This is a genomic window from Candidatus Pantoea communis, assembly GCF_011752685.1.
GTDB lineage: Bacteria > Pseudomonadota > Gammaproteobacteria > Enterobacterales > Enterobacteriaceae > Pantoea > Pantoea communis.
In genome coordinates, this window is the sequence record NZ_VWXC01000017.1 from 71,911 (window position 1) to 97,194 (window position 25,284).

Genomic DNA, 25,284 nt, shown 5'->3' on the forward strand with positions numbered 1-25,284 from the left:
TAAGCCTTATCTGCTATAGCCGCATTATTCTATTTCGCATAATGAATCCCACGCAGACGAAAGCTCATTCTCAGAAAGTTTTCGCGCTAAATAATATTAAACGCGCCTTTATATGCGCCCGAATAATCGGAGTCGACGATGAAATTGCCATCCCTGTTTAATTTCGGGGCCGTTGCCCTGTGTTTAAGTTCGTCCGCTGCACTGGCTACCGGTATGGTGCCGCAACTGCCGGTGGCCATTATCGACCAGGCAGAGGGCGAATCTTCAATGAATGTGTTAAATACCGACAACACGCCGCTGCTGTTGGTCACGGGCTTACTGAATATTGAAGACGATAATATCACCAACCTGGTCACCGTGACGCCGCCAGCTGCTCGCGTCGAGGCGGGCAAAAAACAGCTAGTGCGTTTTATTATGACGGAAAAAACGCCGCTGAAAACTGAACACCTTGGGCGCGTCACCTTTGAAGGTGTACCGCCGCAAAACAAAGGTGAGAATCAGGTGCGTATGTCAATTCGCCAGAACCTGCCGGTGCTGATTCGCCCGGCGGGTTTGGCGAAAGATGAAGCGCCCTGGAAGCGACTGACCTGGAAGCAGGCCGGTAACCAGCTAACCGCAGTGAATGACTCACCCTACGTGGTGCGCTTCAGCCCGCAGGTGACGACGCTGCCGGATAACAGCACCTGGACCATGCCACGAACCTATATTTTGCCGGGCAAGTCCGCCAGCTTCACGCTGGACAAAGGCCAAAAGGGCGGCACCGCCACCAGCATCCGCATCATTCCCACCAATGTCTGGGGTTTTAGCGAAAAGCCGTATGACGCGCAGTTGGTGAAATAACCGCGATGAAGCCGTCCCCTAAATTAAAACCATTTAAAATATCGCGCCTGGCGATTGCCGTATTCGGTGTGTTGTGCAGTACGTGCAGCACGCTCGAAGGGGCGGAAGCGTTTACCGAATTTGATGTGGAATCACTCAAAGCCAAAGGGCTACCGGCTTCGCTGGCGACCGAGTTCGCGGCAGCACCGCGTTTTATGCCCGGCAACAGCACGGTAGAGCTGAAGGTCAATGGTGAGAAACGTGGACGTCACGCAGTGCAGTTTGATGAAAAGGGTCAGCCCTGCGTCAATGCCGATTTCATTCACGCGGCGGGTCTGAAAACGCCTCCCGGCATGAAACCGGAAGAGAGCTGTTTCGACCTCAACAGCGTTTGGCCGCAAACCGAATGGAACCTGGACTCCAGCGAATCGCGTATTGAGCTGGTGGTGTCTTCGGAGGCGATCAATCCGGAGGCAGAGACAACCCACTGGCAGCACGGCGGTACGGCCGGTTTGTTGAACTACGAAGCGCAATACAGTGGTTCAACCGGCGCCATGGCAGGGCTGGAGTTTATGCAGCTGGGAACGGAAGCCGGGTTTAACGCAGGGGACTGGATCTTTCGTAGCCGCCAGACCTTTAGCCGCTTTAATGGCGTCGATAATTTCCAGCATCAGAATGCTTACGCGCAACGCACCTTTGCGGGCTTGAAAAAAGTGATGCAAGCCGGGCAGATCAGCCTCGGCAACTCGATGTTTGGTGCTGGCCAGGTATGGGGTGTGCAGATGTTCCCGGAACAGGCGTTAATGGGCGATCGTGGCGGGCCAGGTTTAGTGGAAGGCATTGCTGACAGTCAGTCCGTGGTGGAAGTCCGTCAATCGGGGGCGCTGTTGTATAGCACCACCGTGCCAGCAGGGCCGTTCCGGTTACAGGGCTTTCCGCTGCTCAACACCCGCACCGATTTGGTCGTGACCTTAACGGGGAGTAACGGAGACAAACGCCAGTTCATTGTTCCGGCTTCGGCACTGTTGTTAAACGGCGGTGCAGTCGCGCCGGGGCTGTCGTTTGGTGTCGGTAAGTTGGACCAGCAGGGAAGTGGCGAAGCGCCCATGATGGCGACACTGTCGAACGGCTGGATGCTTTCACCTGGCACGATGTTGAACGGCGGCGTGTTTGGTTCTGATCCCTGGCGTGCACTTGGCGCCACGCTGGATGCCCAACTGTGGAAGCAGAGCATGCTCGGTGTGCAGCTTACCGGTGCGCAAGATAATCGTCATGCCAATAAGGGTGTACTGGCCAGCATCAGCTTCAGCCAGCCTGTCAGCGAGAGAGTCACAGCCAACATCAACTACACGCGCCAAACCATCGGCTACCGTGAACTGAGTGATGCGCTGGTGCGTGAGAAGCAATCAGCCGGTGATCGAAACCGCGATCAGATTGGCCTGGGTCTGGGTTGGTCACATGACATGTTGGGCAGTTTGAGTTTCTCATGGGCGCGAAGCAGTACCTTTAACGGTGATGCCATCACCTATTTACGTGGCAGCTGGAGTAAATCATTTGGGCGCAGCTATGTCGGGTTGAGTCTGGAGAAGGATAGCGGCGGTCGTCAGCGCGAAGGGGATATGCGTGCGTACCTGTCGGTAAGTATTCCGCTGGGCAACGATCAAAGTACCAGTAGTTATCTCAGTACCAGCAAGCACAGTACGCGCGGCGGCGTGCGCTACGACAATCGTGCTAGCCAGGATCGCGGGTGGTCGTTGGCAACGGATCGCGATTTCCGCAGCCAGCGTAATTCAGGTACCGCCAGTATCGATATGGTGACGCCGATCAGCCAGCTTTCTGGCAGCGTCAGTACCGACAGTGACCATTACACCAGCTATTACACCCGCGCCAGCGGTTCGCTGGTGGCACATGGCGGTGGCATTACGCCTTCTGCTTATAAAGTGACTGATACCTTTGCCATCGCCAAAGTAGGGAAAGAGAAAGGGGTGCGGCTGGAGACGCCTGGCGGCCCTGCGTGGACAGATAGCCGGGGTTATGCCGTGATCCCATCCGTCAGCGGTTTCCAGAAGTCGACCATACAGGTCGATACCCGCACTTTGCCGAAGAACGTCGATATTGCCAATGGTTGGGCGGAAACCGAGGCCGCGCGTGGTGCGGTCAGTCACCTCAACTTTGAAGTGATTCGTAACCGCCGTGTGCTCGCCACGCTCACCGATGCGAACGGCAAACCGATGACTTACAGCACCGCGGTGTTCAACCAGGAAGGACAATTTGTCACGGTGGTGGACGAGAAGGGACGTGCCTTTATTACCGATGCCGATAACGCCGGCAAGATGGATGTGCAAAGTTCCGGCAAAACCCTTTGCAGCTTCCGTCTGGATCTGCCAGAGCAGGCCGCCGCGAATGAACTGTTTGAAACTGCCAACGCGATCTGTCGCTAATCGGAGAGATGAAATGAAAAATTTACTGTCGCTGCTAGCGCTGAGTCTGCTGATGATCAATCCGCTGCGTGCCAGCACGTCGGAAGTTCCACCTCCTCTGGTGCCAGTCGACCCCCGTTGTTCAGTCTCCGTCGGGAATAGCTCGGTTGATTATGGTCGGCAGTCGCGCGGCCAGATGGAGTGGAACGGTGCCACCTATTCGCCGGGTAAACGTAACATGACGCTGAGCGTGGTCTGCCCGTTTGCACAGCCGATTAAGCTGGCGGTGCAAGGTGACCGTGCAGCCGATGGCAGCTTGCGTTATGGCGATAACGGTCGTCTTAAAGTACGGCTCTCTGATGCGCAGTTAGACGGCCAGTCGATTCAACTACGGGATATTACGGCGGGCGATAAAGCCGTGGCCTCTTCGTTGCAACTCAAAGCCAATACCCGCTTTGAAGCAAGCCGCAGTGGCTTACCCCTCAGCGGTAAAAGTTTTACTGCCAGGCTGGAGCTCGAACCTGAATTGAGTATGGATGCGGCAACGGTGAGCCGATCAACCCAGTTCAGCAGCAGCTTTTCGTTAGATGTGATTCAGTGAAGCCACTTTTAGCCTCAGCATGATCAACTCACCCCATTAACCAGTACGCCGCTCGCGGGAATGACTCCCGCGAGCGGCGTACTGCTGCGCGCTGTTCACCCACCACGCCATTAAAAAAGGAAGCGATTATGGCATTTCAACGTACGTTACTCTCCACCCACTGCTTGTTAGCCCTGACTGCGGGCTCATGGTCTGTTGTTACCCTTGCCACACTCACCGATAAACCGCCCATCATGATGGGGGCGGAAGATCTCACCTTTTCTGACATAGCCATCACCGCGACGGGCACTGTGCGCGGTATTGAAATTTACAATCCCGCTCACAGTGCGCATGGCAGTATCACGCTAAGCAACAGCACAGTCAGCGCCGAGCAAGGTGATGCCATCTATTTGCTGGATGGTGATGCGATATTGGATAAAGTCGAATTGCTGAGTGAAGCGGGCAAAGGCATGGATGTGAACAATTACTCCAATGCGAAGGTCAGCAATAGTCAAATCACGACCCATGGCACCTACGGAGATGGCATCTGGTTAGCGCAAGCAGATACCACCCTCTCCCTCAGCGATAGCACCATCACCACGGAGGGGGCGGTCGCGCATGCCCTCAACGCGCAGTACGGCAAAGCCACTGTCAATGACAGTGTGCTGAGTACATCAGGCAGTGGCAGTTACGGGCTTTACAGTGAGAATGAAGTCAGTGGCAGTGGCAATACCATCACCACGCAAGGCACCAGTGGCATTGGCGTATTTGCCGCGCGCGGCGGGGTGATCTCATTAATGAACACCACGATTACCACTGCAGGAGATGGCGCGGCCGGACTGCTGGCCTATCCCGGCTCAACCATAAAGGGTGATGGGTTAACCGTGACTACCCTCGGGAGTGATGCGGCGGCGGGCTGGGTACGTGAGGGTAATCTGACGCTGAGCAACGGTAAACTCAGTGCTAACAGCAGTAGCGGTATCGGTTTACTGGTGACGTCGGGTATCAACGGTATTGTCAGCGATATCACGCTGGACAATACCCAGGTGAACAGCAGTGGCAATGTATTACAGGGCAACAGCAATGCCTTAGCCGCAGTCACCGCCAGCCATGGCTCGGTACTCACCGGTAACGTCCGCACTGACACCACCAGCCGCATCGCACTGGCATTGAACAGTGGTTCCTCGCTGGCAGGTACGGTGACTGGTTTAGACAGCTTCAGTATTGATGGCAGCAGTCGCTGGTTGCTCAATGGCGACTCATCACTCAACCAACTGAATAATAACGGCACCGTAACCTTTAGTGACGCGACCTCCGGGTTTAAAACACTTGCGTTAAGTACGCTCAGCGGTAACGGCGGTTTCGTGATGAATAGCGATATTGCTGCGCTGAGTGCCGATCGTATTGATGTCAGCGGTGATATCAGTGGCTCACATTTACTGTCGGTGAAGAACAGCGGTGCAGAACCCAGTACCTCAAAGGGTGTTGTGACGCTGGTGACCAGTGGCGGTGGCGCGGGAGTCTTCAGACTGGCCGGCGGTGCAGTGGACGCCGGGGCATACCGTTACGCCTTGCAAAAAAGCGGCAATAACTGGGTGTTAGCGGCGAAGACCAACAGTGGGGGAACGCCGTTGCCATCGCCCACCGCCGCCAGCGCTCTGGGTCTGGTGAACGCCATTCCCACCGCATGGTACAGCGAACTGAGTACCTTACGCAGCCGTCTGGGTGAAGTGCGTGAAGGGAACCGTGAGGGCGGAGCATGGATTCAAACCCGTGGCAGCAAAATGCGGGTCGATAATCAGGCCGGTGTGGCGTATCAGCAAAATCAGCAGAGTGTGACCCTTGGCGTGGACAGCGCGCGTGCGGTGGAATCCGGTCAGGTGATAAACGGTTTGTTCAGCGGTATCAGCAATAGCGATCTGGATTTCAAAGGGGGCAGCACCGGTAGCATCAACAGCTTCTATCTGGGTGCTTACAGCAGTTGGTTGCACCAGGACGGTTGGTTTACCGACAGCGTGCTGAAGTTGAACCACTACAACGCACGCGCCAATGCCGTTATGTCGGACGGTGAACGCAGCAAAGGTGGATTTAGTGTGCCCGCACTGGGTCTTTCCTTTGAGGCGGGACGCAAACTGCAACTTGATGATGGCTGGTTCGTTGAGCCGTCGGCACAGTTGAGCACGTTGTGGGCGAAGAGTGATAGTTTCCGCTTTGATAATGGCCTGGCTGCCCGTAGCGGTTCGGCACGCTCGCAACAAGTTGCGCTGCACGGCGTCGTGGGCAAGTCACTGACCTTATCCCAGGGGGCGCAGTTAACGCCGTGGGTACGGTTATCAGCGATTCAGGAGCTGGAAAGCAACAACCGTATGACCCTTAACGATCAGCGTTTCAGCAATGATCTGGCCGGTACGCGCGCTGAGATGACATTGGGGATGTCTGCTCAGCTTCAACCAGATCTACAGCTTTATACCGAAGCAGCGACCAGCAAAGGACGGCATATGAACAGCCCGTGGAATGCGGCTTTCGGTGTGCGCTGGAGCTGGTAATCACGGATATCCGGTGGCATCTTGTCGCCGGATTTTTGCTCAACAGATAAGTACTCTCCTACAGCCGATACAGCGTTCGCGGGATATGGTGATAAGCATGCAAGGACGTTTATTCACCCTCTGAAAGGAACATCAGAACGCCATGAAAACCGCCATTATTATCAATGACCACCCAGACCACTGCCGCGAACGCGTGATGGCGCTGAAAAACAGCGGCATCGCCGTCTTGGCTGACTGCTTGCCTGAGGTTGAAGCGCTGGATCAGGTTCAACGACGGTGTCCGGACTTGCTGGTGGTCAATCTCATCAACAACATCGAAGGATTAACGCTGCTGTCCGCATTTCGCGCACTCAGTGGTGCCATGAAAATTTTGGTGATAGCGACACCGCACAGTGGGCATTTCGCGCAGCGTTGTCTGGACGCGGGCGCCGATGGCTATGTCATCGCCTCGGATCAACTCAGCGAATTCAAAGAGGCGGTGCGCATGGTAATGCGCGGCTACAGTTTCGCCCCAGCGCAGGATTTTCCGACGGCAGCCCATCGTCGCTATGGCGCCAGTGATGAGCAACGCTTACGCATGCTCTCCGCGCGCGAAATGACGGTGTTGATTTTGCTGGCAAAAGGCATGGGCAATAAACAGATTGGTGCGCAACTGTCGCTCAGTGAAAAAACCGTCAGCACCTATAAACATCGCCTCAAATTAAAGTTGAACATCACCTCCGTAGTGGAACTTATTGACTTCGCGCGGCGCTATCATCTGCTGTAGCATCACTCACAGTCTTAATCAGAGCCCTTCCAGGCATCGAACAGCATGACGATGTGCCGTGTGTGATTGATGAATGGGTGATTGACGAAACCCCATTGCAGCACCCAATCAACAACCATTCATCAACAGCCCGCAATCATTGGTGTGCCTCAGCGAATAGTGCACGAATTCAAACAAATTTATCGGTAACGTACTCAGCTTCATCCCATTTCGGAACCACAGTTGTATGAAAAATCTGTCAAAGCTGGTTATCACTTTAGGCCTGTTTTTAGCTGTTAGCGCTCAGGCGGAAGCACAAGGATGCCTGAAAGGCGCGATGATTGGTGCCGCAGCGGGGCATGTTGCGCACCATGCCGTGATGGGCGCGGTAGGGGGGTGTGTCGTGGGCCATCACATGGCGAGTAAGAAGCAAAAAGAAGCTGAAGCCAAACAGCAGCAACAAAAGTAATTGGCAGATAAGCGCTTCCGGTTTAACGTGCTGACTGCAAGTTAATCCGGAGGCGATGAGCATCATCGCCGCACATCAGGAATAGATCGCCCATTATGATCACCATTGAGTCCGCTGACGCCCTCGCCCCTGAATCCCAACGTCTGATTGAACAACTCTCTACAGAGTTGGCGGCCATCACCGGGAACAACGGAAAGAGCCACTTTAATGCTGAAGCCTTGAATGAAAGACGCTCCATCTGGGTGTTAGCAAAAGATCAGCAGGGGAGAGCGGTAGGATGTGCTTCACTGCGGCCGTTATCGCATGACATCGCAGAACTAAAACGCATGTATTCGGATCGCAGCGTATACGGCGTGGGGGCGGCGCTGTTAGAACATTTGCAGCGGTGGGCAGTGAGTGTAGGCTTCGAAGAAATTCAGCTTTCAACACGCGCCATCAACACTCGCGCCGTGGATTTTTATCTTAAACACGGCTTTAAGCAGATTGAAAACTACGGCCCTTATGTTGGGCGAACAGAATCCGTTTGTTTAAGCAGAACACTCTGATCTCACCTTATCTATTCGCATCCCACATCCACATCATCTGCGAAATCGCCTGGTTAAGTTCCTCAATGCTGGCGCCGTCGCGTGCCTGAATCGATAAACCAAACATAAAAGTGCTGAAAGATGCCGCCAGCGCGCTGACATCAACGTTCGGCCGCAACTCGCCTGCGGCAACGGCACGCTCTATCGCGGCGGTGATTCCGGCTCGGGTACGATTGCGCGAGCGTGTCAGCGGTTCGGTCACGGCGGCATGTTCGGCAGAGGTGGCGCTCATGGCACCAAGCCCAACCATACATCCGGTGGGATGGCCTGGCTCGCACTGCATCTGCGCTGAGCGTCGCAACGAGGTTTCCACGGCTTCACGTCCCGTCAGGCGGGTATCCCACAGAAATTCCGTTACCTGACCAAAGGTCGCGAGATAGCGCTGCACGCACTCACGAAACAGTGCCTCTTTAGAACCGAACGCGGCATAAAAGCTGGGTGCGGAAATGCCGTTGTTGATGCTGGCTTTGAGCTGGGTAAGCGAAGTCGATTCGTAGCCCTGCTGCCAAAACAGATACATCGCCTGTTCGATCGCCTGGTCTCGATCAAATGTTCTCGGGCGTCCCATCGTCGCCATCGCGTCCTCCTGTTTAATGCGTGCAGTGGATTACTATACTAAACGATACATAACTCGTTGACAAAGCGAACCTGCCTGACTAGTGTATCGATCGTTACATAAATCCAGATCGCTCCCTTTAACCTAAACAAGGCTACATTGCACCCCTAAATATATACCACTCGATACATAAATGATTTCAGAAGGAATTATGGAAAAAGAACTCGCACTCACTGAGCAAGATGCAGCAACAGAACCGCTGCCGATATCGGCTCTGCTGGCGCTGGCGATGACGGGCTTTATTTGCATCATCACCGAGACCTTGCCTGCCGGGCTGTTGCCGCAAATGGCGGCGGGACTGAACATCTCTAACGCGCTGGCGGGGCAGACGGTCACGGCTTATGCGCTGGGCTCGCTGATCGCCGCAATTCCATTGACCATCGCGACACAGAGTTGGCGGCGCAGAAATGTATTGCTACTGGCTATCGCCGGATTCCTGATTTTCAATTCAATTACGGCGCTGTCCGCAAACTACTGGCTCACGCTAACGGCACGCTTTTTTGCTGGCGTAGCAGCGGGATTATCATGGAGTCTGCTGGCGGGCTATGCCCGCAGGATGGTGGCGATTCACCAGCAGGGCAAAGCGATGGCGATCGCCATGGTGGGCACGCCCATTGCCTTGTCACTGGGCTTGCCGCTCGGCACCTGGCTGGGTGGCGTGCTGGGCTGGCGCAGTGCCTTTGCGGTTATCTCTGCCTTAACCCTTGTGTTGGTGGTGTGGGTGCTGGCCAAAGTGCCTGATTATCCGGGGCAATCGCGCCATGAACGTATGCCGCTATTGAAGGTGCTCACCACGCCAGGTGTGAGACCCGTGCTCAGTGTGGTGATCGCCTGGATGCTGGCTCACAATATTCTCTATACCTATATCGCCCCGTTTCTGCAGTTGGCCGGATTGGGTTCTCAAGTGGATGTCGTGCTGCTGGTGTTCGGGCTTTCCGCGCTGCTGGCGATTGCTGTGATCGGGCGGCTGATCGATCACCACTTACGCAGCAGCGTACTGGTGAGTCTGGCGGTATTTGCCCTGGTTTCATTGGGATTTATGGGCTTTTCGCACATTCCAGCGGCGCTGTATCTCGGTGTTGCCGTGTGGGGATTGACCTTCGGCGGGGCAGCTACCCTGTTGCAAACGGCACTCGCGGATACCGCCGGAGAAGGCGCAGATATCGCACTTTCCATGAACGTGGTGGCGTGGAACGGCGCGATTGCGGCGGGCGGCATCACCGGCGGCATTTTGTTGAATCACTGGGGCGCGCTGTCGTTCCCGCCAGTACTGGTCGCACTCTTGATCGTTGCATTCGTTATCGCCTGGCGAGCAAGTGAACACGGATTTAGAGCGGGCGCTCGCACGGGTCATTAATCGTTCGCTCAATATAAGGTCTGCCTCCACGTTGGATACGTTAATCGTCGCTAACGTGCAGTGGCATCTCCCACATTAAGCGTCATGTGAACTGCCCTCAAAAAACTGGCACAGCAGCTGCCAAAGGTGCTGTGCCGCTGGGGTAAAGCGGTGGTCGGCGCTGCGTAACAGATGGCATTGGCTCTCGCGGGCGATGCGATGATTGATCGGCACCGCGATCAGATTGCGTGATGCCAGGGCGTCTTCCACCACTTTAGTGGTCATAAAGGCAATGCCCATTCCCGCCTGGCTCAGCGCAATGGCACTGGAAAACAGGTTGCAGCTGTAGGCGGGCGTGAACACCAATCCTTCCTGATTAAACATGACGTTCATATAGCTCTGAATACCAAAGTCTTTGTCCATGCCAATCAGTGGATATTCGGCAAGATCGCTGACATCCACCTGTTGATACAATCCGATGGGGTGATCACGATGCACAATGGCGCAGATGGGGCCGCGCAGGTAACTGTGGCACTTCACGCCTGGCGGGCCCAGGGGGCCAAAACCCACGGCCATATCCACTTCGCCACGGGTGATCAGGCTCACCGTGGTTTGCATATCGCCCGATAAAATATCGATGAACACTTCAGGATAGCTTTGTGAAAAAGGCCGCAAGACATACTTCACCACCTCATCGACCATCCCCTGGCCGACACGCATACGGATCGAGCCGCCGCGTTTATGGCGCAAATCACGCAGACGCCTTTCCAGGTGGCTTCTGCGTTGATGCGTTTGCGCATAATCCTCAGCCAGCAATTTCCCCGCTTCGGTGAGCACCACATTGCGTCCACGCCGCTCCAGCAACGGCAGTTGCATATCACGCGCCAGCTGCGAAAGCTGACGACTGATGGCCGCGGGATCGACATCCAGAGCTTCCGCCGCACGGCGAATGCCGCCATGGACACCGACTTCATACAAGTATCTTATGGACTTGTCAGGATAGAGCAGCATTGCCATAGGTTTTCATTATCTGTTGTTCTCAGGTCAACAATAATAACGTTTTATACCCATTTTTTAAGCGCAATTTTATCCTCATACTCGGGATTCACTTGGTGAGGACAGAAGTAATGAAAAATATAATAAGTTATTTGCAACAGCATTCAGACGACATTCTCTCAGATATCAAAACCCTGGTGGCAGCAGAGTCACCCTCCATGAACAAGGCAGCGGTGGATCGATGTGGCGATGTGCTACGTGCCTTGTTTGCTAAGCGTCTGGGTATTGATGCGGAAATCGATGTACAGGAACACTACGGGAACCACCTAAAGTTCACGCTGGGCTCCGGCGACGATCAAACCGTGGTGCTCGGCCATTTTGACACCGTCTGGGATGAAGGCGAATTGCCGATGGGCGAGGAAGACGGCAAGTTTTATGGCCCCGGCATTCTGGACATGAAAGCCGGCCTGGTGCAGTCGATTTGGGCGGCGCGCGCGTTAAAAGAACACGACTTGCTGGCAGGGAAACGCATCGTTTTCCTCTGTGGCAGCGACGAAGAAGTGGGCAGCCCAAGCTCCAGCGAGTGGCTTTCCCGTCATGCGTTAGGGTCATCGCAAGTGCTGGTGGTGGAACCCGCCGTGGCTGGCACCGGTGCGCTGAAGGTTGCGCGCAAAGGCACGGGCCAATATCAAATCGTGGTCACCGGCCAGGCCGCGCATGCAGGTAACAACCCTGAAGAAGGTATTAGCGCGGTGCAGGAGATGGCACATCAGGTGCTGTTCCTGCATGGTTTGAACGCACCGGATCGTGGCACCACCGTCAACGTCGGTATTGCGCAGGGCGGTAATCGCATCAACGTGGTGGCGGATAAAGCGGTGCTGGGCATCGATACGCGCGTCACCAGCGAAGAGGAAGCCCAGCGCATTCACGCCGAAATCACCCAGATTCAGCCGCACTTACCGGGCATTAAGCTGAAGATTACCGGCGCACAATCACGTCCACCGATGCGCCAGAGCGCAGAGTCTTTGGCGATCATGCAGCGTGCGCAAGCCGTGGCACAACAGATCGGTTTCAGCGTGGAAGGTCAATCGGTGGGCGGCGGCAGCGATGGTAACTTCACTGCAGCGTTGGGTATCCCAACCTTAGATGGATTGGGCGCGACCGGTGCAGGTATTCATGCGCGTCATGAGCACATCATCATTGCCGATATTGCCTCACGCACCGCGCTGGTAGCGGGTCTAATGCTGGGGGAAAACCATGTCGCAGGTTAATGTTGAAAAAAATAGTGCGATGCAGCCCGCAGGCAAAAAGAGTGAGCAGAGCCCTTATCTGCTGCTGTTCATCATCCTGGTGCTGGCAGCGGTCGCTACGTGGATCATCCCGGCGGGCAAGTTTGATCATGAAACCCGCAATGGTGTGACCTTTGCCATCAAAGGCAGTCTGCATGAAGTGGCGCGCACGGGTGTTTATCCCGGCGAGATTTTCATGGCCATCGTACAGGGGGTGATCAAAGCAGCACCGATCATTTTCCTGATTCTGTTCACCGGCGGGCTGCTGGCGGTGATTGAAGCCACCGGCGCGATTGCCACGGCGCTGAATTCGCTGTCACGCAGCACCAAAATCAGCGATACCCGTCTGATCCTGATTTTCGCGGTGATCTTCGCCATCCTCGGCAGTACCGGCGTGGTGCAAAACTCGGTGGTGGCCTTTGTGCCGATTGGTCTGCTGGTGGCACGTTCGTTAGGCTTGCCGCCGGTGATCGGCATGGCGCTGATCTACCTGACCTGCGCGGCAGGGTTCAACGTGGCGTTTCTCGGCCCGGCCACCACCGGTCTGACACAGCATCTGGCGCAGTTGCCGCTGTTCTCGGGCATGTTACTGCGCGGCATTACCAACCTGCTGTTTGTGTTGACGGTGGCGATTTACCTGATTATTACCGTGAAGCGCATGCGCAAAAATGGTCAGGTGCGTGTGGACACTGCGGTGGAAAGCGCTGAACCGCTGGCGATTACCGGCCGTCATAAACTCATTCTGCTGACCTGCGCGGTGACGCTGATTCTGTTTATGGTCGGCACGGTGCAGCTGCATTGGGCCACCAATGAGATGTCGGCGATGTTTATCATCCTGTCGATCATGGTCGGTTTGATTGGTGGCCTTTCCGGTTCTGCCATTGCTAACACCTTCCTGTCCGGCTGCTCTCAGCTGGTCAAAGGCGGTTTTATTGTCGGGATGGCAGGCGCGATTTCGGTGGTGCTGCAACAGGGCAATATTCTCGATCCGATCGTTGGCTTCCTGTCAGACTTGCTGGCACCGGTTCCGCCCGCGATTGCCGCTGTGGGCATGTTTATCAGCGCCGCACTGATGCACTTCGGCATTTCATCCGGTTCGGGCGAGTCAGCGTTGTTGATCCCGATTTTCTCCCCGCTGGGCGATAACCTCGGCCTGACACGTCAGGTGACGGTGCAAACCGTGCTGCTGGGCGAAGGGATAGTGAACTCCATCAGTCCGACCTCGGGTGTGCTGATGGCCGCGCTGGCCACGGCCAATATCTCGTTTGGCAAATGGCTTAAATTCGTGGCACCGGTCGTTGCCATCTGGTTTGCGATTTGCGTGGTGACGTTGCTGATTGGTGTGGCGATCAACTGGGGTCCGTTCTAAATATTCTCCTCTGACAAAAGGGATGACCGGTTTGGCATCCCTTTTTCATCGTTGCTAATATTCCATAAGCGGTTGCAGCTCGAAAATAATGTGTTATGGTAACTGCACGATTAATTTACCGGAGTGAATGTCGCGGACCTGATAACAGGAACCAGGGTCTGTCACCAGATATCATAATGATGAATTCTGACTTATCTTTTTTCTCCACCTACAACACCCGCCTTCGTTACGCACGTCACTATCTGCAACAGTAATATTCTGCTTTTAAACTTTTACTGACAGCTGCATATCATCTCTCTTCACTGCAGAGGGATATTCTCACGCCATTTGCTGGCATCGACCAAAATAATAAGGTTTTAAATTATGACCAGGAAGAATCTACTCGCGATTTCCCTCACTGCGTTAATCAGTTCACCGACACTGTATGCTGCCGACTTGCCGGGCAAAGGTGTGACGGTCTCCCCGGTGCAAAGTACTTTGCCGGAAGAGTCATTCCAGACGGAGCTGATTAACAGAGCACTGGAAAAACTGGGCTACGAGGTCAAACCCACTGAAGAAGTGGATTACAACGTGGCTTACACCGCGATTGCTGCGGGCGATGCCACTTACATGGCGGTTAACTGGGAACCGCTGCAAAAGGATATGTACAACGCCGCAGGCGGGGATACAAAATTCTATCGCAAAGGCACCTATATCAGTGGTGCCGCGCAGGGTTATCTTATCGATAAAAAGACCGCTGACAAATATCACATTACCGATCTCTCTCAGCTGAAAGATCCGAAACTGGCTAAACTCTTTGATGCTAATGGAGATGGCAAAGCCGATCTGGCGGGATGTAATCCGGGCTGGGTCTGTGGTCAGGTGATTAATGCACAAATTGATGCTTATGGCCTGAGTCAAACGGTACAGCAAAATCAGGGCAACTATTCTGCCATTATTGCCGATACGTTAACCCGATATAAAGCCGGCAAGCCGGTGCTCTATTTTACCTGGACACCTTATTGGGTGAGCGATGAATTAAAACCGGGCAAAGATGTGGTCTGGTTGACGGTGCCGTATTCTGTCACGCCAGGCTCGCAGAAGAATGAAGATACCGCGCAGCCAAATGGCAAGAATTATGGCTTCAAACCGAACAATGAACATGTGGTGGCAAATAAAGCCTGGGCAGAAAAGAATCCTGCCGCGGCGAAACTGTTCGAGATCGTCAAACTGCCGCTTAATGATGTTAATGCGCAGAACCAGCGTATGCATCAGGGAGAGTCGTCCAGCGAAGACATTCAGCGCCACGTGGATGGCTGGATCCTGCGCACCAGGCCACGTTTGATGGCTGGGTGAAAGAGGCCGCCGCCGCAGCGCAATAACGCCGTTAGCGCCCCCAGGGATCCGCATCCCGCCCTGCAAAATCGCAGGGCGGGAAACCGTTTTACCGTACTTCATTCACATACATGAAGTGCTCGGTGCTGAAACGATGATGCGCCAGGATCACGGGGATCGCACTCTGGTCAAAAGACACTTCATCTATCACCATCACCGCGTGCGGCAATGCCAGCTCCAGCAATGTCGCATCTTCTTCGTTTGCCAACTGTGCCGTAATCTGCTCACGTACCGCTGCCACTCGCACATCGTAATGTTCAAACAGAAAGCGATAGAGCAGCGGCGGCAAGTGTTCTGCCGGAGGGAAATCAGGCAGACGCGCAGCAGGCAATATCAGCGTTTCATGCATGGCGGCAATGCCTTTCACCCGACGCGTGCGCTTCAGGCGTATCACGTCATCTCCGGCAGCGATCTGCAGTTTTTCTGCTTCCCGCTCGTTAGCTTGAATCAACTGATAATCCAGCAGTGTCGTTTCTGAATGTAGCAATCCGCCGCTTTTATCGTGCAGGCGAAAATACTGGAAAAAGTGGCTCAGGTTGTGCAGCGGTGCCCAGCCGGTCACCACCGTGCCGGTTTTGCGACGGCGCATCAACATCCCTTCGGTGGTCAACGCGGCCAGCGCTTTGCGCACCGTTCCCACTGACACGCCAAATTTTGACGCCAGGCTGTTTTCACTCGGCAGGATTGTGCCCGCAGGTAGCTCACCCTGCAGGATCGATTCGCTGATATGGCGTTTCACCACTTCATACAATGGCGCGCCTTCCCCTTCGCTTAAACGAGAGAATTGCGGCCTGTCGTCTGCGTCATAGTTTTTTTGCATGTTTCCGATTACCGATTGACCTGCGTCCTTGAATTGCATTATCTATAAACTATATAGAAATACAACAGACGATAATCCTATGTTGCAGAATTCTCGCCTTAACAGTGCGTTAGAGACCATTGCGGATGACACCGCACAGATAACTGACGATATGCAGCGCATGCTGGCCGTGGATACCTGTTTTCCACCGGGCAATGGCTATGGGCAATTTGCCGATCTGATGACACAGCTGTTAGCGCCAATGCACTTTAGCTTTGAGCGTGTTTCAGTGCCGGAAGATCTCTGGCAAGCGCCCGATGGCAGCGCATCCGGCGAGCGAGTGAATTTGCTGGCAACGCTTAACTGTGGCGCAGCCGAAAACTGCAATCTCTACTTTCACACCGATACGGTGCCTGCGGGTGATGGCTGGCGATTTCCTCCGCTGGCACTGACGGTGGCCGAAGGTAAGTTGTTTGGGCGCGGCGCGGCGGACATGAAAGGGACGATCGTGGCGGCGATGGCGGCGATCCGTGCAGCGCAGGCCTGCAATCTGCCGCTGCGTTTCAATCCGGTCTTTCTGCTTTGTACCGATGAAGAGGGCGGGTTGTATCCCGGTATTCGTTACCTCGCGGAACAGCAGCGCTTCGCTGGGCATCTGTTGAGCTTCAACGGTGGCGCAGTGCCACGCATCTGGGCGGGCTGCTTTGGCAGTATCGATCTCAAAATCATTGTTACCGGGCGTTCCGCGCATTCTGGCGATCCGCTGCACGGCATCAATGCGATTGAAGCCGCGCTGCCGCTGATGAACGCGCTTTATCAACTGAAAGGCGAAGTGGAACAGCGCACCTCGGCAATGCCTGCGCCGCCGCATTATCAGGGCAAACCGCTGACCTCACTGTTGACGCTGGCTGCCGCACAGGGTGGCAGCAAAGGCTCAACCATCCCCGAACGTTTCGAACTGCTGATCAATCGACGTTATGCCCCGGAAGAGGCGTTTGACAACGTCTGGCAGGAGTTGACCCACTGCATCCAACAAGCGATGCAAGGCAGCCCAGCGCTTGATGTCAGCGTGCAAATGATTGGTCATCTGGCCCCGGTGGCCAATCCTGATGGCCCGCACTGGCCACGCTGGCAGGCCGCACTGAGTCAGGGATTTGGTTTTAAAGCGGAGGAGTTTAAACCCTGGGGATCCTCAACCAGTTCGGATATGGGTTGGGTTCAGCAGGCCGGTATGCAGGAAATTTTACTGGGCGGTTTAGCCCGCCCCGACAACCGCATTCATGCCGCCGATGAGTTCACAACGATGGCAGATGTTATCGCACTTTCGCAGTCCATTCTGGCGTATCTCGCCGATGAGTTTCAGCCAACCCAGGGTATTTAACAAACTAACGAGGAAGAGAAGATGTGCGCGATGAAAGGGTTAAACCGCAGACAGTTTATCACCAGCTCTACCGCTCTGACCGGTGCAGCCATGTTACCCTGGTCGTTCTCGGCCCATGCCGCAGCGGTAACCAGCGCGACGCCGGGCGGCACGCCACGTAAAGGCGGCGTACTGCGTATTAGTGTCGATCAGGCGGTCAGCGTGCTGAATCCGCATCAGGTGCGCGTCAACCCGGAATATCTGGTCGCGGAGTTGCTCTACAGCGGCCTGACGCGCCTGACGCAGGAGATGAAAGCCGAAGCAGACCTGGCCCAATCCTGGCAAGCGAGTGCCGATCTCAAGCAGTGGACTTTCACCCTGCGTCCGAACCTCAAGTTCAGTGACGGCACGGCCCTAACCTCAGCAGATGTGGTGGCCAGTTTGCAGGCGCTGCTGGATCCAAAGAATGCTTCTCCGGCACTGCACAACATCGGTCCGATCAAAGCGGTGAGCGCCAAAGATGCCAACACCGTGCTGATCGAAACCGATGCCCCTTACGCTGACCTGCCGGTGATGCTGGCCTATCCCGATGCCAAAATCATTCCCGCCAGCATTGCGCAGGGTCAGTACGACAAGCTTACCAAAGCCTCGCTGGGCGCAGGGCCGTTCCAGCTGGTTTCCTACGATCCCGAACGCAAAATCGTGGTGAAGCGCAACCCGCACTACTACGATCCGGCGCGTCCGTATCTGGATGGCGTGGAAGTGGTGGTCTATCCCGATGGTATCGCAGAAAGCTCGGCGCTGATCTCCGGTGATACCGATTTGATGCTAAGTGCGCAGTCGAGCGAATTTGCGCGTCTCTCCAAATCGTCAGGTGTGCTGCCACTGCGGGTGGCATCCGGTCAGTTCCTCAATGTGAACATGGGCTGCGATCAAAAGCCGTTTAACGATGTGCGCGTGCGTCAGGCGCTGGCACTGTGCGTTGATCGCCCGGCATCGGTGGACTTTGTTGCCGATGGCCTCGGTTCGCCAGGCAACGATACGCCAATCAACGCCTCTTACCCTTACTTCGCTAACCTGGCGAAAAAAGCGGTGGATTACAGCAAAGCCAAAGCCTTATTGGCGGACGCGGGTTATCCCAACGGCCTCGATTTAACGTTGATTGCCTCGGATAAACCGGCGACTCGCACCCAGTTGGGTATCGCGTTGCGCGAGATGGCTAAGCAGGGCGGTTTCCGCATTGACGTGCAGACCATGGCACACAGCACTTACCTCGATCAGGTATGGAAAAAAGGCAATTTCTACGTCGGTTTCTACAACATGCAACCGACGCCGGATGCGGTGTTCTCACTGCTCTACACCTCGACCGCGTCATGGAATGAAACACGCTGGAACAACGCCGATTTCGATAGTGCGGTCAATGCCGCCCGTGAAACCAACGATGATGCGCAGCGCACCAAGCTGTACGGTAAAGCACAACAGTTGATGCATGACGAAGTGCCTTCGCTGATTCCGACCTTCTTCGATTTGCTGGCTGCCAGCCGTGATTACGTTGGCGGATATCATCTGCATCCGCGTGGTGCCGTGTTCCGTCTCGACCATACCTGGTTAACTGACAAAGCGCCTAAGCGTGCAGTGTAAGGAGCGACCGTGACAGCCAGTTATCTGCTTAAACGCCTGCTGCTAATGATCTACACCTTGCTGGTGGTGTCACTGCTGGTCTTTGGCATCACGCAGCTGTTGCCAGCGGACGCCGCTGTCACCTTGCTGGGGCAAAACGCCACGCCAGAGGCACTCGCCGCGGTGCGCGAACGACTGGGATTGGATGCGCCAGCATGGTTGCAGTATTGGCATTGGCTGAGCCAGGCGTTGCAGGGCAATTTTGGTGTGTCGATGCGCAATGGGCTCGAAGTGGGGCCGACGTTGTTGACCGCGCTGTCGCGATCGCTGTTGCTGGCGGTGTGTGCACTGTTGCTGATGCTGGTGATCGCAATTCCGCTCGGTATCTGGGCGGCAGTACGTCGCGGTAAAACCGCCGATGTGCTGGTCAGCGTCATCTCCTACATCGGTATCTCTTTCCCGGAGTTTGTCACTGCCACGCTGGTGCTGCTGCTGTTTGCTGATGTCTGGCAGATTCTGCCCGCCACCGGCTATGTGCCGCTGAGTGAAAACTTCATCAGCGGCGTCCAGCATCTGATCCTGCCGTCAATCACCGTAGCGCTGATTCTGGTGGCGCACGTTTCGCGCATGGTGCGTTCGGAGATGGTCGATGTGCTGCATACCGACTACATCCGCGCCGCCTGGCTGAAAGGCCTGTCGCGCCGCCGCATTCTCTGGCGTCACGCGCTGCGCAATGGCTTGTTGCCGACCATCACCATTGTGGCATTGGATGTCGGTTATCTGCTGGGCGGCATTGTGGTGGTCGAGGAGATCTTCGCCATTCCCGGTATTGGTCGTGAGCTGATTGTTGCCGTGCAGGCACGTGATCTGCCCACCATTCAGGCCGGTGTGATGATTCTCGCCGCGACCTATTCGGTGGTGAATTTCCTCGCCGATTTGGCCTATGTGGTTCTGGATAAGCGAATTTCCTATGCCTGATATTTTAAAACGTTTACTGCGTTCACCGCAGGGCGCGGTCGGGGTACTGATTATCCTGCTGTCGCTGCTGATGGTGGTCGGTGGCGCGCATGTCGCACCTTTTGATCCCGAGTCGATCTCGATTCTGACGCGTTACAAACCGCCGAGTGCCGAGCACTGGTTTGGCACCGATCAAATGGGGCGAGACATCTTCAGCCGGGTAATGGTGGGCGCACGCTCGACCATCGTGCTGTCACTGCTGGCAACCGCATTGGCCATGGTGATTGGTTCAGTACTGGGCACCGCCAGCGCCTATCTGGGCGGCAAGTTTGATGAATTTATGATGCGCACTATGGATGCCGTGATGGCGATTCCCAGCCTGCTGTTTGCTTTGCTGATTGTCAGCACTTTGGGTCAGAGCAGCATGAATGCGGTGCTGGCGATCACCATTGCGTTTGTGCCGGGCATGGTGCGTATTTCACGCAGCGTGGCGCTGGCGGCGCGGCAGCAGGATTACATCAACGCGGCGATTGCCCGTGGTGAAGCCGGGCATTACATCATCCTGCGTGAAATGCTGCCTAACATCCTGGCACCGATCATCGTGGAAGCCACCATCCGCGTGGCCTTCGCCATCATGCTGTTTGCCACCCTGAGTTTCCTCGGTTTAGGCGCACAGCCTCCCGAGCCAGAGTGGGGGCTGATGGTCTCCGAAGCCCGCACCTATTTCTTCACCGCGCCGTGGATGATGATGATTCCGGGCCTGGCGATCGCGCTGGTGGCGATTGGTTTTAACTTACTGGGTGACGGGCTGCGAGACGTGCTCAACCCAAGGAGCCACTGATGAGTGTGAAGCCTGAACCGGTGCTGTCGGTGGAAAATTACAGCCTTGATTACGCGTTACAAAGCGGTGAGTCACTGCCGGTGTTGCGCGATATTACGTTAAACGTGATGCCCGGCGAAGTGCTGGGGTTAGTGGGGGAATCCGGGTCCGGCAAAACCACGCTCGGCTGGGCGATCATGCGCTGGCTGGCGGGCAATGCGCGCGAGAAGTGGGGCGACATCCGCCTCAACGGAGAGAGCCTGCTGAGTTTACCCGCCCCAAAACTGATGGCCTTGCGCGGCGCGAAGCTGGGGATGATTTTTCAGGATCCGAGCGCTTCGCTCAATCCCACCCTCACGCTGGGCGAGCAGGTGACAGAAGTGCTGCGGCGCCATCGCGGCTTAACGGCACGTGAAGCGCAGGAATTGGGCGAGTCGCTGTTACATGACGTCGAGCTCAAGCATCCGGCACGCATGATGCGCCGTTATCCGCATCAGGTTTCCGGAGGTGAGAAGCAGCGCATCTTAATCGCCACGGCGTTCGCCTGTCAGCCGGACTGCATGATCTTCGATGAACCGACCACCGCGCTGGATGTGATCAGCTCGGCGCAGATCCTCGATCTCTATGAACGTCTGCGCGAAGAGACGGGGGTGGCCTCACTGTATATTTCCCACGATCTGGCGCTGGTGGCGAAAGTCGCCGATCGCGTTTGCGTGCTGGAAAAAGGGCGAATTGTGGAGCAGGCCGACACGCAGAATTTGTTTAGCGCACCGCAGAACAGCTATACCCGCAAATTGATCTCAGCAGTGCCAAATCCGCAGCAGCGTCTGGTGCAAGATGCCGCCGGATCGCAGCCGCTGCTGACGCTGGACGCGCTCACCATCGATTACGGCCAGCAAGGTTTTGTCGACCGCTTGCTTAAACGTGAAGCCAATACCACGCGTGCCGCCAACGCGGTTTCGCTCACCGTGCATCAGGGCGAGATCCTTGGCGTGGTGGGCGAGTCAGGTTCGGGGAAATCCTCGCTGGGCAAAGCGATCACCGGACTGGTGCCGTTTAGCGGTGAGCTCGACTTCTGCGGCTATGCGCTGCAAGGCCGCGCGCAGATGGATAAAGAGTATCGCCGCCGGGTGCAGATGATCTTTCAGCATCCGGACGCCTCGCTGAATCCACGCATGACCATCGGTGAAATCATTGCGCGTCCGCTGCGCTTATACGGTTTGCCGCCGGGAGAAACGGAAGCGCAAGCCGTGGCTCGCCTGTTAGAGGAAGTGCGGTTGCCCGCAGAGTTTGCCACGCGCTATCCGCACGCGCTGTCCGGTGGTCAGAAACAGCGTGTTGCTATCGCACGTGCTTTTGCCAATCCACCAGATTTAGTGATTTGCGATGAAATCACCGCTGCGCTGGATGTGTCCGTGCAGGCCACCATCATCGAGCTTTTGCTGGAACTGCGTCGCCGCTACGGCACGGCCTATCTGTTTATTACCCACGATCTCAACCTGATACGTCAAATCGCCCATCGCGTGGCGGTAATGTATCGCGGCGATGTGGTGGAAGTGCTGCCCGGCGAGAATATGAGCGCGCTGGCGCAGCATTCTTATACCCGCGCACTGCTTGACGCGGTGCACGTTCCCAACTTAAACCAATCCGTTGCTTAACGAGAAACGCATGAATCCTGAACAGTTAATTCATCATATCGATCGCGAGTTTTGTCTCTCTTTCCTGGCAAAAATGGTGCAGCACAAAAGCTACAGCGCCACCGACGGCGAGCGTGAGTTAGCCCGCTATATGGCAGAACAGATGGCACGGTTGGGCCTGGAAACCGAACTGCAAAAAGTCCCGGGCGACCGTCTCAATGCCATCGGCCGCCTGGCGGGCAGCGGCGGCGGCAACAGCCTGCTGTTCAACGGCCATCTGGACACCAATCCGGTAACCGAAGGCTGGACGGTGGATCCCTGGGCAGGAAAAATTGACGATCAGTTCATTTACGGTATTGGCGTCTCCAATATGAAAGCGGGCGATGCAGCCTACTTCTGTGCGCTGAAAACGCTGATTGATGCTGGTGTGAAACTGAAAGGTGATGTGATTCTGACCTACGTGGTGGGCGAATTGCAGGGCGGTATCGGCACGCTGGCGGCAATTGAACAGGGCGTGCGCGCCGATTACTTTATCAATGCGGAACCCACTGATCTCCAGGCGCTGACCATGCACGCCGGTTCGCTGATGTTCACCATTGAACTCACCGGAGATACCCGCCATCTGTCGAAACGCGAAGAAGCCGTCGATGCGATTAACGCCGCCGTGGAGCTGATTCCGCAGATTAACGGCATGGTGTTCAGCGGCGCAAAAAGCGATGAACATCTGAAAATTAACCGTGGGCACATTGGCACCGTGCACGGTGCGCTGGGACGCGATCTGGAAGAGTGGCGTCCGCCACAGGTGGCCGACTTTGTGCGTCTGAAAGGATCGGCTCGCTTCGCGCCGGGCCAAACTGTCGAGGGCGTGTTAGCGGATCTGCAAGCGCTGCTGGATACACTGTGCCAGCGCTTCCCCGGCCTGAAAGCCGAGCTGTTTGATGACGGTATCCGCGATAAGCCCACCATGTTGCCTTTCGAAGTGTCGCCAGAGTCACCGATTGTCAAAGCGGTGAATCGCGGCTGGAAAACCGTGCGTGGCACTGAACAACCTACTGGCGTCATCACGCCGCCAGCCTTCTTTGGTACTGATGCTGCACACCTGTATCAGCATGCGGGCATGGAAGGCATCGTGTGTGGTCCGGGCGGTAAATACAACACCATGCCGGATGAGCGCGTCGAGATAACCGAATTCCTTGATATGGTGCGCATTTATCTGCTCGCGATTCTGGAGATCTGCCAGCCGGTCGAGGGCGCATAATGAACGCTGCGGCGCTGAGTCGCCTGCGTGCCACGATGCAGCAGGCCAATGTGGACGTAATGATCATCGATCATGGTGAACTGCTGGCCTGGCTCACCGGTTATACCGTGTCAGAAACCTTGTATCGCGCTTGCCTGGTGCCGCTTAACGGCGATCCCTGGATGGTGCTGCGCCAGTTAGATGAAGCGCCGTGCCGGGCGCAATCTCCTGCGCTGACAGTAGAAAGCTATCGTGACGATCAGGACCCGTGGTTTGCGGTGGCGCACAGTCTGCTCCGACGCGGTTTTCAACGGGCGCGGTTGGGCGCGGATTACACCTCTTATGGCATGACGGTGCACAGCTGGCAGCAGCTGTCGCGCCATTTGCCGGACGTGCAGTGGTGCGATTTAACCGGTGTGAGCGATCGGCTGCGCAGCGTGAAATTCCCGGCAGAGCTGGAGGCGTTGCGTCAGGCCTCCGCCATTGCCGATACCACGCTGGACGCGATGGGCAAGGCCGTGCAGGGCTGCTGGCGCGTACGCGATGTCGCTGCGCTGGCGGCAGGCGAATTTTTGCGTCTGGGTGCGGATACCGGGGAAACCGGGCCTATCGTCATCGCCAGCGGCGACAACGGTTTTCTTCATGCCAGCGGCCATGATCAGCGTTTACAGCGTGGCGATGTGCTGCACGTAGAGCTGATTCCTAAAGTGAAACACTACAGCGCGCGTCTGATGCGTCCGTTTATTGTGGGGGAGATCTCCACCCAGCGCGCTGAGCTGGCGCTGCAACTTATCGCAATACAGGATGAACAGTTCAAGGCCATGAAACCCGGCGTCAGCGCACGGGAAGTGGATGCGATTGTACGCGATGGGTTATTGCGCAATGGACTTCGTGCGGATTATCCCAACATCACCGGCTATGCGCTGGGGTTGTATACGCGCACGCCACGCCCGAGTGATTTTTCCTGTAGCTTCCATGCTAAAGCAGATTGGTTACTGGAGGAGGATATGGTGTTCCATATGTATACTTCCGCGCAAAGTCTGGCGTTCAGCGAAACCGTTCGCGTGACGCCGCAGGGTGCAGAGCGGCTGACAACGCTGCCGCGTCAGCTATTATCATTGCCGGAACATTGATCTACAGGATGAAGGATGACGCAGGACATTTTACTCACTGATTTAGCCGCTACCTTTCCGACGTTGGCTTTTGACCTGAAATACGCCACGACCGATAACATCACCGGTTACGCCATTTATCGGGAAGCGCGAGCTCTGCTGCATCCAGCAGCCGCGCGCGCGTTGCAAAAAAGTGTTGAGGTCGCCCGACTGGCTGGCTTCACCTTATTAGTCTTTGATGCATATCGCCCGCAGCAGGCGCAGTGGCATCTGTGGGATGCCTGCCCGGATGCCGACTACGTGGTGCCGCCCGCAATCGGCTCGAATCACAGCCGTGGCGTGGCAATTGATCTGACGTTAGTGGATGACGCGGGCAAGGTGCTGGAGATGGGCACCGCCTTTGATGCGATGGAAGATCTGTCGCATCCGTTCCATCCCGATGTACCGCCACAGGCACAGCGCCATCGTTTGATGCTTAATGCCATTATGCTGGCAGGCGGTTTTGTCGGTATGCCAACCGAGTGGTGGCATTTTGAGTTACCGGATGCGCAGCGCTATCCGTTGCTGGAAGATCGCTTTGGCTGCGTGGCGCGATAACC

The 25,284-nt window shown here is 55.8% G+C and carries 21 protein-coding genes and 1 pseudogene; 19 read left to right on the top strand and 3 right to left on the bottom strand.

Annotation, left to right across the window (positions count from 1 at the left end):
* Positions 1–138: 138 nt before the first annotated feature.
* From F3J37_RS20275 to F3J37_RS20305, 7 genes are all read left to right on the top strand, one after another.
* A complete protein-coding gene (locus tag F3J37_RS20275; protein WP_166935325.1) occupies positions 139–840 on the top strand; it encodes a fimbria/pilus chaperone family protein in 702 nt (233 codons plus the stop codon).
* A gap of 5 nt (positions 841–845) precedes the next feature.
* Positions 846–3,260, top strand: coding sequence for a fimbria/pilus outer membrane usher protein (locus tag F3J37_RS20280; RefSeq protein WP_166935327.1), 2,415 nt, complete (start codon positions 846–848; stop codon positions 3,258–3,260).
* Between the two features lie 13 nt (positions 3,261–3,273).
* Positions 3,274–3,840, top strand: coding sequence for a DUF1120 domain-containing protein (locus F3J37_RS20285; RefSeq protein WP_166935329.1), 567 nt, complete (start codon positions 3,274–3,276; stop codon positions 3,838–3,840).
* A 128-nt stretch (positions 3,841–3,968) separates the two neighbouring features.
* Entirely contained in the window at positions 3,969–6,365 is a 2,397-nt protein-coding gene (locus F3J37_RS20290; RefSeq protein WP_166935331.1) for an autotransporter outer membrane beta-barrel domain-containing protein, read from the top strand.
* Between the two features lie 142 nt (positions 6,366–6,507).
* Positions 6,508–7,131 (top strand): response regulator transcription factor, encoded by a 624-nt coding sequence (locus F3J37_RS20295; protein WP_166935333.1) that lies wholly within the window; start codon positions 6,508–6,510, stop codon positions 7,129–7,131.
* A 226-nt stretch (positions 7,132–7,357) separates the two neighbouring features.
* Positions 7,358–7,579 (top strand): hypothetical protein, encoded by a 222-nt coding sequence (locus tag F3J37_RS20300; protein ID WP_058960781.1) that lies wholly within the window; start codon positions 7,358–7,360, stop codon positions 7,577–7,579.
* A gap of 95 nt (positions 7,580–7,674) precedes the next feature.
* Complete coding sequence (locus F3J37_RS20305; protein ID WP_166935335.1) at positions 7,675–8,124, top strand: GNAT family N-acetyltransferase; 450 nt, start codon at positions 7,675–7,677, stop codon at positions 8,122–8,124.
* A 7-nt stretch (positions 8,125–8,131) separates the two neighbouring features.
* Here F3J37_RS20305 and F3J37_RS20310 read toward each other — a convergent pair whose 3' ends face one another.
* On the bottom strand, positions 8,132–8,740 hold the full coding sequence (locus F3J37_RS20310) for a TetR/AcrR family transcriptional regulator (protein WP_166935337.1): 609 nt from the start codon (positions 8,738–8,740) through the stop codon (positions 8,132–8,134).
* Positions 8,741–8,930: 190 nt separating this feature from the next.
* Here F3J37_RS20310 and F3J37_RS20315 point away from each other — a divergent pair, with 190 nt between their 5' ends.
* A complete protein-coding gene (locus tag F3J37_RS20315; protein ID WP_166935338.1) occupies positions 8,931–10,136 on the top strand; it encodes an MFS transporter in 1,206 nt (401 codons plus the stop codon).
* 75 nt (positions 10,137–10,211) lie between these two features.
* On the opposite strand, the gene F3J37_RS20320 is transcribed toward F3J37_RS20315, so the two are convergent.
* On the bottom strand, positions 10,212–11,132 hold the full coding sequence (locus tag F3J37_RS20320; RefSeq protein WP_166935340.1) for a LysR family transcriptional regulator: 921 nt from the start codon (positions 11,130–11,132) through the stop codon (positions 10,212–10,214).
* A gap of 110 nt (positions 11,133–11,242) precedes the next feature.
* On the opposite strand from F3J37_RS20320, the gene F3J37_RS20325 reads away from it, so the two are divergent.
* The 3 genes and pseudogenes from F3J37_RS20325 (at position 11,243) to proX (ending at position 15,130) form a co-directional block, all read left to right on the top strand.
* Positions 11,243–12,382, top strand: coding sequence for a M20 family metallopeptidase (locus F3J37_RS20325; RefSeq protein WP_166935342.1), 1,140 nt, complete (start codon positions 11,243–11,245; stop codon positions 12,380–12,382).
* Positions 12,369–13,769, top strand: coding sequence for a YfcC family protein (locus tag F3J37_RS20330; protein WP_166935344.1), 1,401 nt, complete (start codon positions 12,369–12,371; stop codon positions 13,767–13,769). Before F3J37_RS20325 ends, F3J37_RS20330 begins: the two co-directional genes overlap by 14 nt.
* Positions 13,770–14,132: 363 nt before the next feature.
* Positions 14,133–15,130 (top strand): annotated as a pseudogene (gene proX / locus F3J37_RS20335) (glycine betaine/L-proline ABC transporter substrate-binding protein ProX).
* Positions 15,131–15,192: 62 nt separating this feature from the next.
* On the opposite strand, the gene F3J37_RS20340 reads toward proX, so the two are convergent.
* Complete coding sequence (locus F3J37_RS20340; protein ID WP_166935346.1) at positions 15,193–15,963, bottom strand: GntR family transcriptional regulator; 771 nt, start codon at positions 15,961–15,963, stop codon at positions 15,193–15,195.
* Between the two features lie 79 nt (positions 15,964–16,042).
* Here F3J37_RS20340 and F3J37_RS20345 point away from each other — a divergent pair, with 79 nt between their 5' ends.
* From F3J37_RS20345 to ddpX, 8 genes are read left to right on the top strand one after another with little or no spacing between them, the layout of a single operon-like run.
* Complete coding sequence (locus F3J37_RS20345) at positions 16,043–17,323, top strand: M20 family metallopeptidase (RefSeq protein ID WP_166935348.1); 1,281 nt, start codon at positions 16,043–16,045, stop codon at positions 17,321–17,323.
* Positions 17,324–17,344: 21 nt separating this feature from the next.
* The gene (locus F3J37_RS20350; RefSeq protein ID WP_166935350.1) at positions 17,345–18,943 is read left to right on the top strand and encodes an ABC transporter substrate-binding protein; all 1,599 of its coding nucleotides are present in this window, start codon (positions 17,345–17,347) and stop codon (positions 18,941–18,943) included.
* A gap of 9 nt (positions 18,944–18,952) precedes the next feature.
* Positions 18,953–19,900: an ABC transporter permease gene (locus F3J37_RS20355; RefSeq protein ID WP_084932348.1), complete on the top strand. Its 948-nt coding sequence runs from the start codon at positions 18,953–18,955 to the stop codon at positions 19,898–19,900.
* Complete coding sequence (locus tag F3J37_RS20360) at positions 19,893–20,720, top strand: ABC transporter permease (protein ID WP_045815319.1); 828 nt, start codon at positions 19,893–19,895, stop codon at positions 20,718–20,720. Before F3J37_RS20355 ends, F3J37_RS20360 begins: the two co-directional genes overlap by 8 nt.
* Positions 20,720–22,357, top strand: a complete 1,638-nt coding sequence (nikE, locus tag F3J37_RS20365; RefSeq protein ID WP_166935352.1) for a nickel ABC transporter ATP-binding protein NikE — start codon at positions 20,720–20,722, stop codon at positions 22,355–22,357. Before F3J37_RS20360 ends, nikE begins: the two co-directional genes overlap by 1 nt.
* Positions 22,358–22,367: 10 nt before the next feature.
* A complete protein-coding gene (locus F3J37_RS20370; RefSeq protein ID WP_166935354.1) occupies positions 22,368–23,594 on the top strand; it encodes a M20 family metallopeptidase in 1,227 nt (408 codons plus the stop codon).
* Complete coding sequence (locus tag F3J37_RS20375) at positions 23,594–24,706, top strand: M24 family metallopeptidase (RefSeq protein ID WP_166935356.1); 1,113 nt, start codon at positions 23,594–23,596, stop codon at positions 24,704–24,706. Before F3J37_RS20370 ends, F3J37_RS20375 begins: the two co-directional genes overlap by 1 nt.
* Positions 24,707–24,721: 15 nt before the next feature.
* Complete coding sequence (gene ddpX / locus F3J37_RS20380; RefSeq protein ID WP_166935358.1) at positions 24,722–25,282, top strand: D-alanyl-D-alanine dipeptidase; 561 nt, start codon at positions 24,722–24,724, stop codon at positions 25,280–25,282.
* The last annotated feature ends 2 nt before the right edge of the window (positions 25,283–25,284 follow it).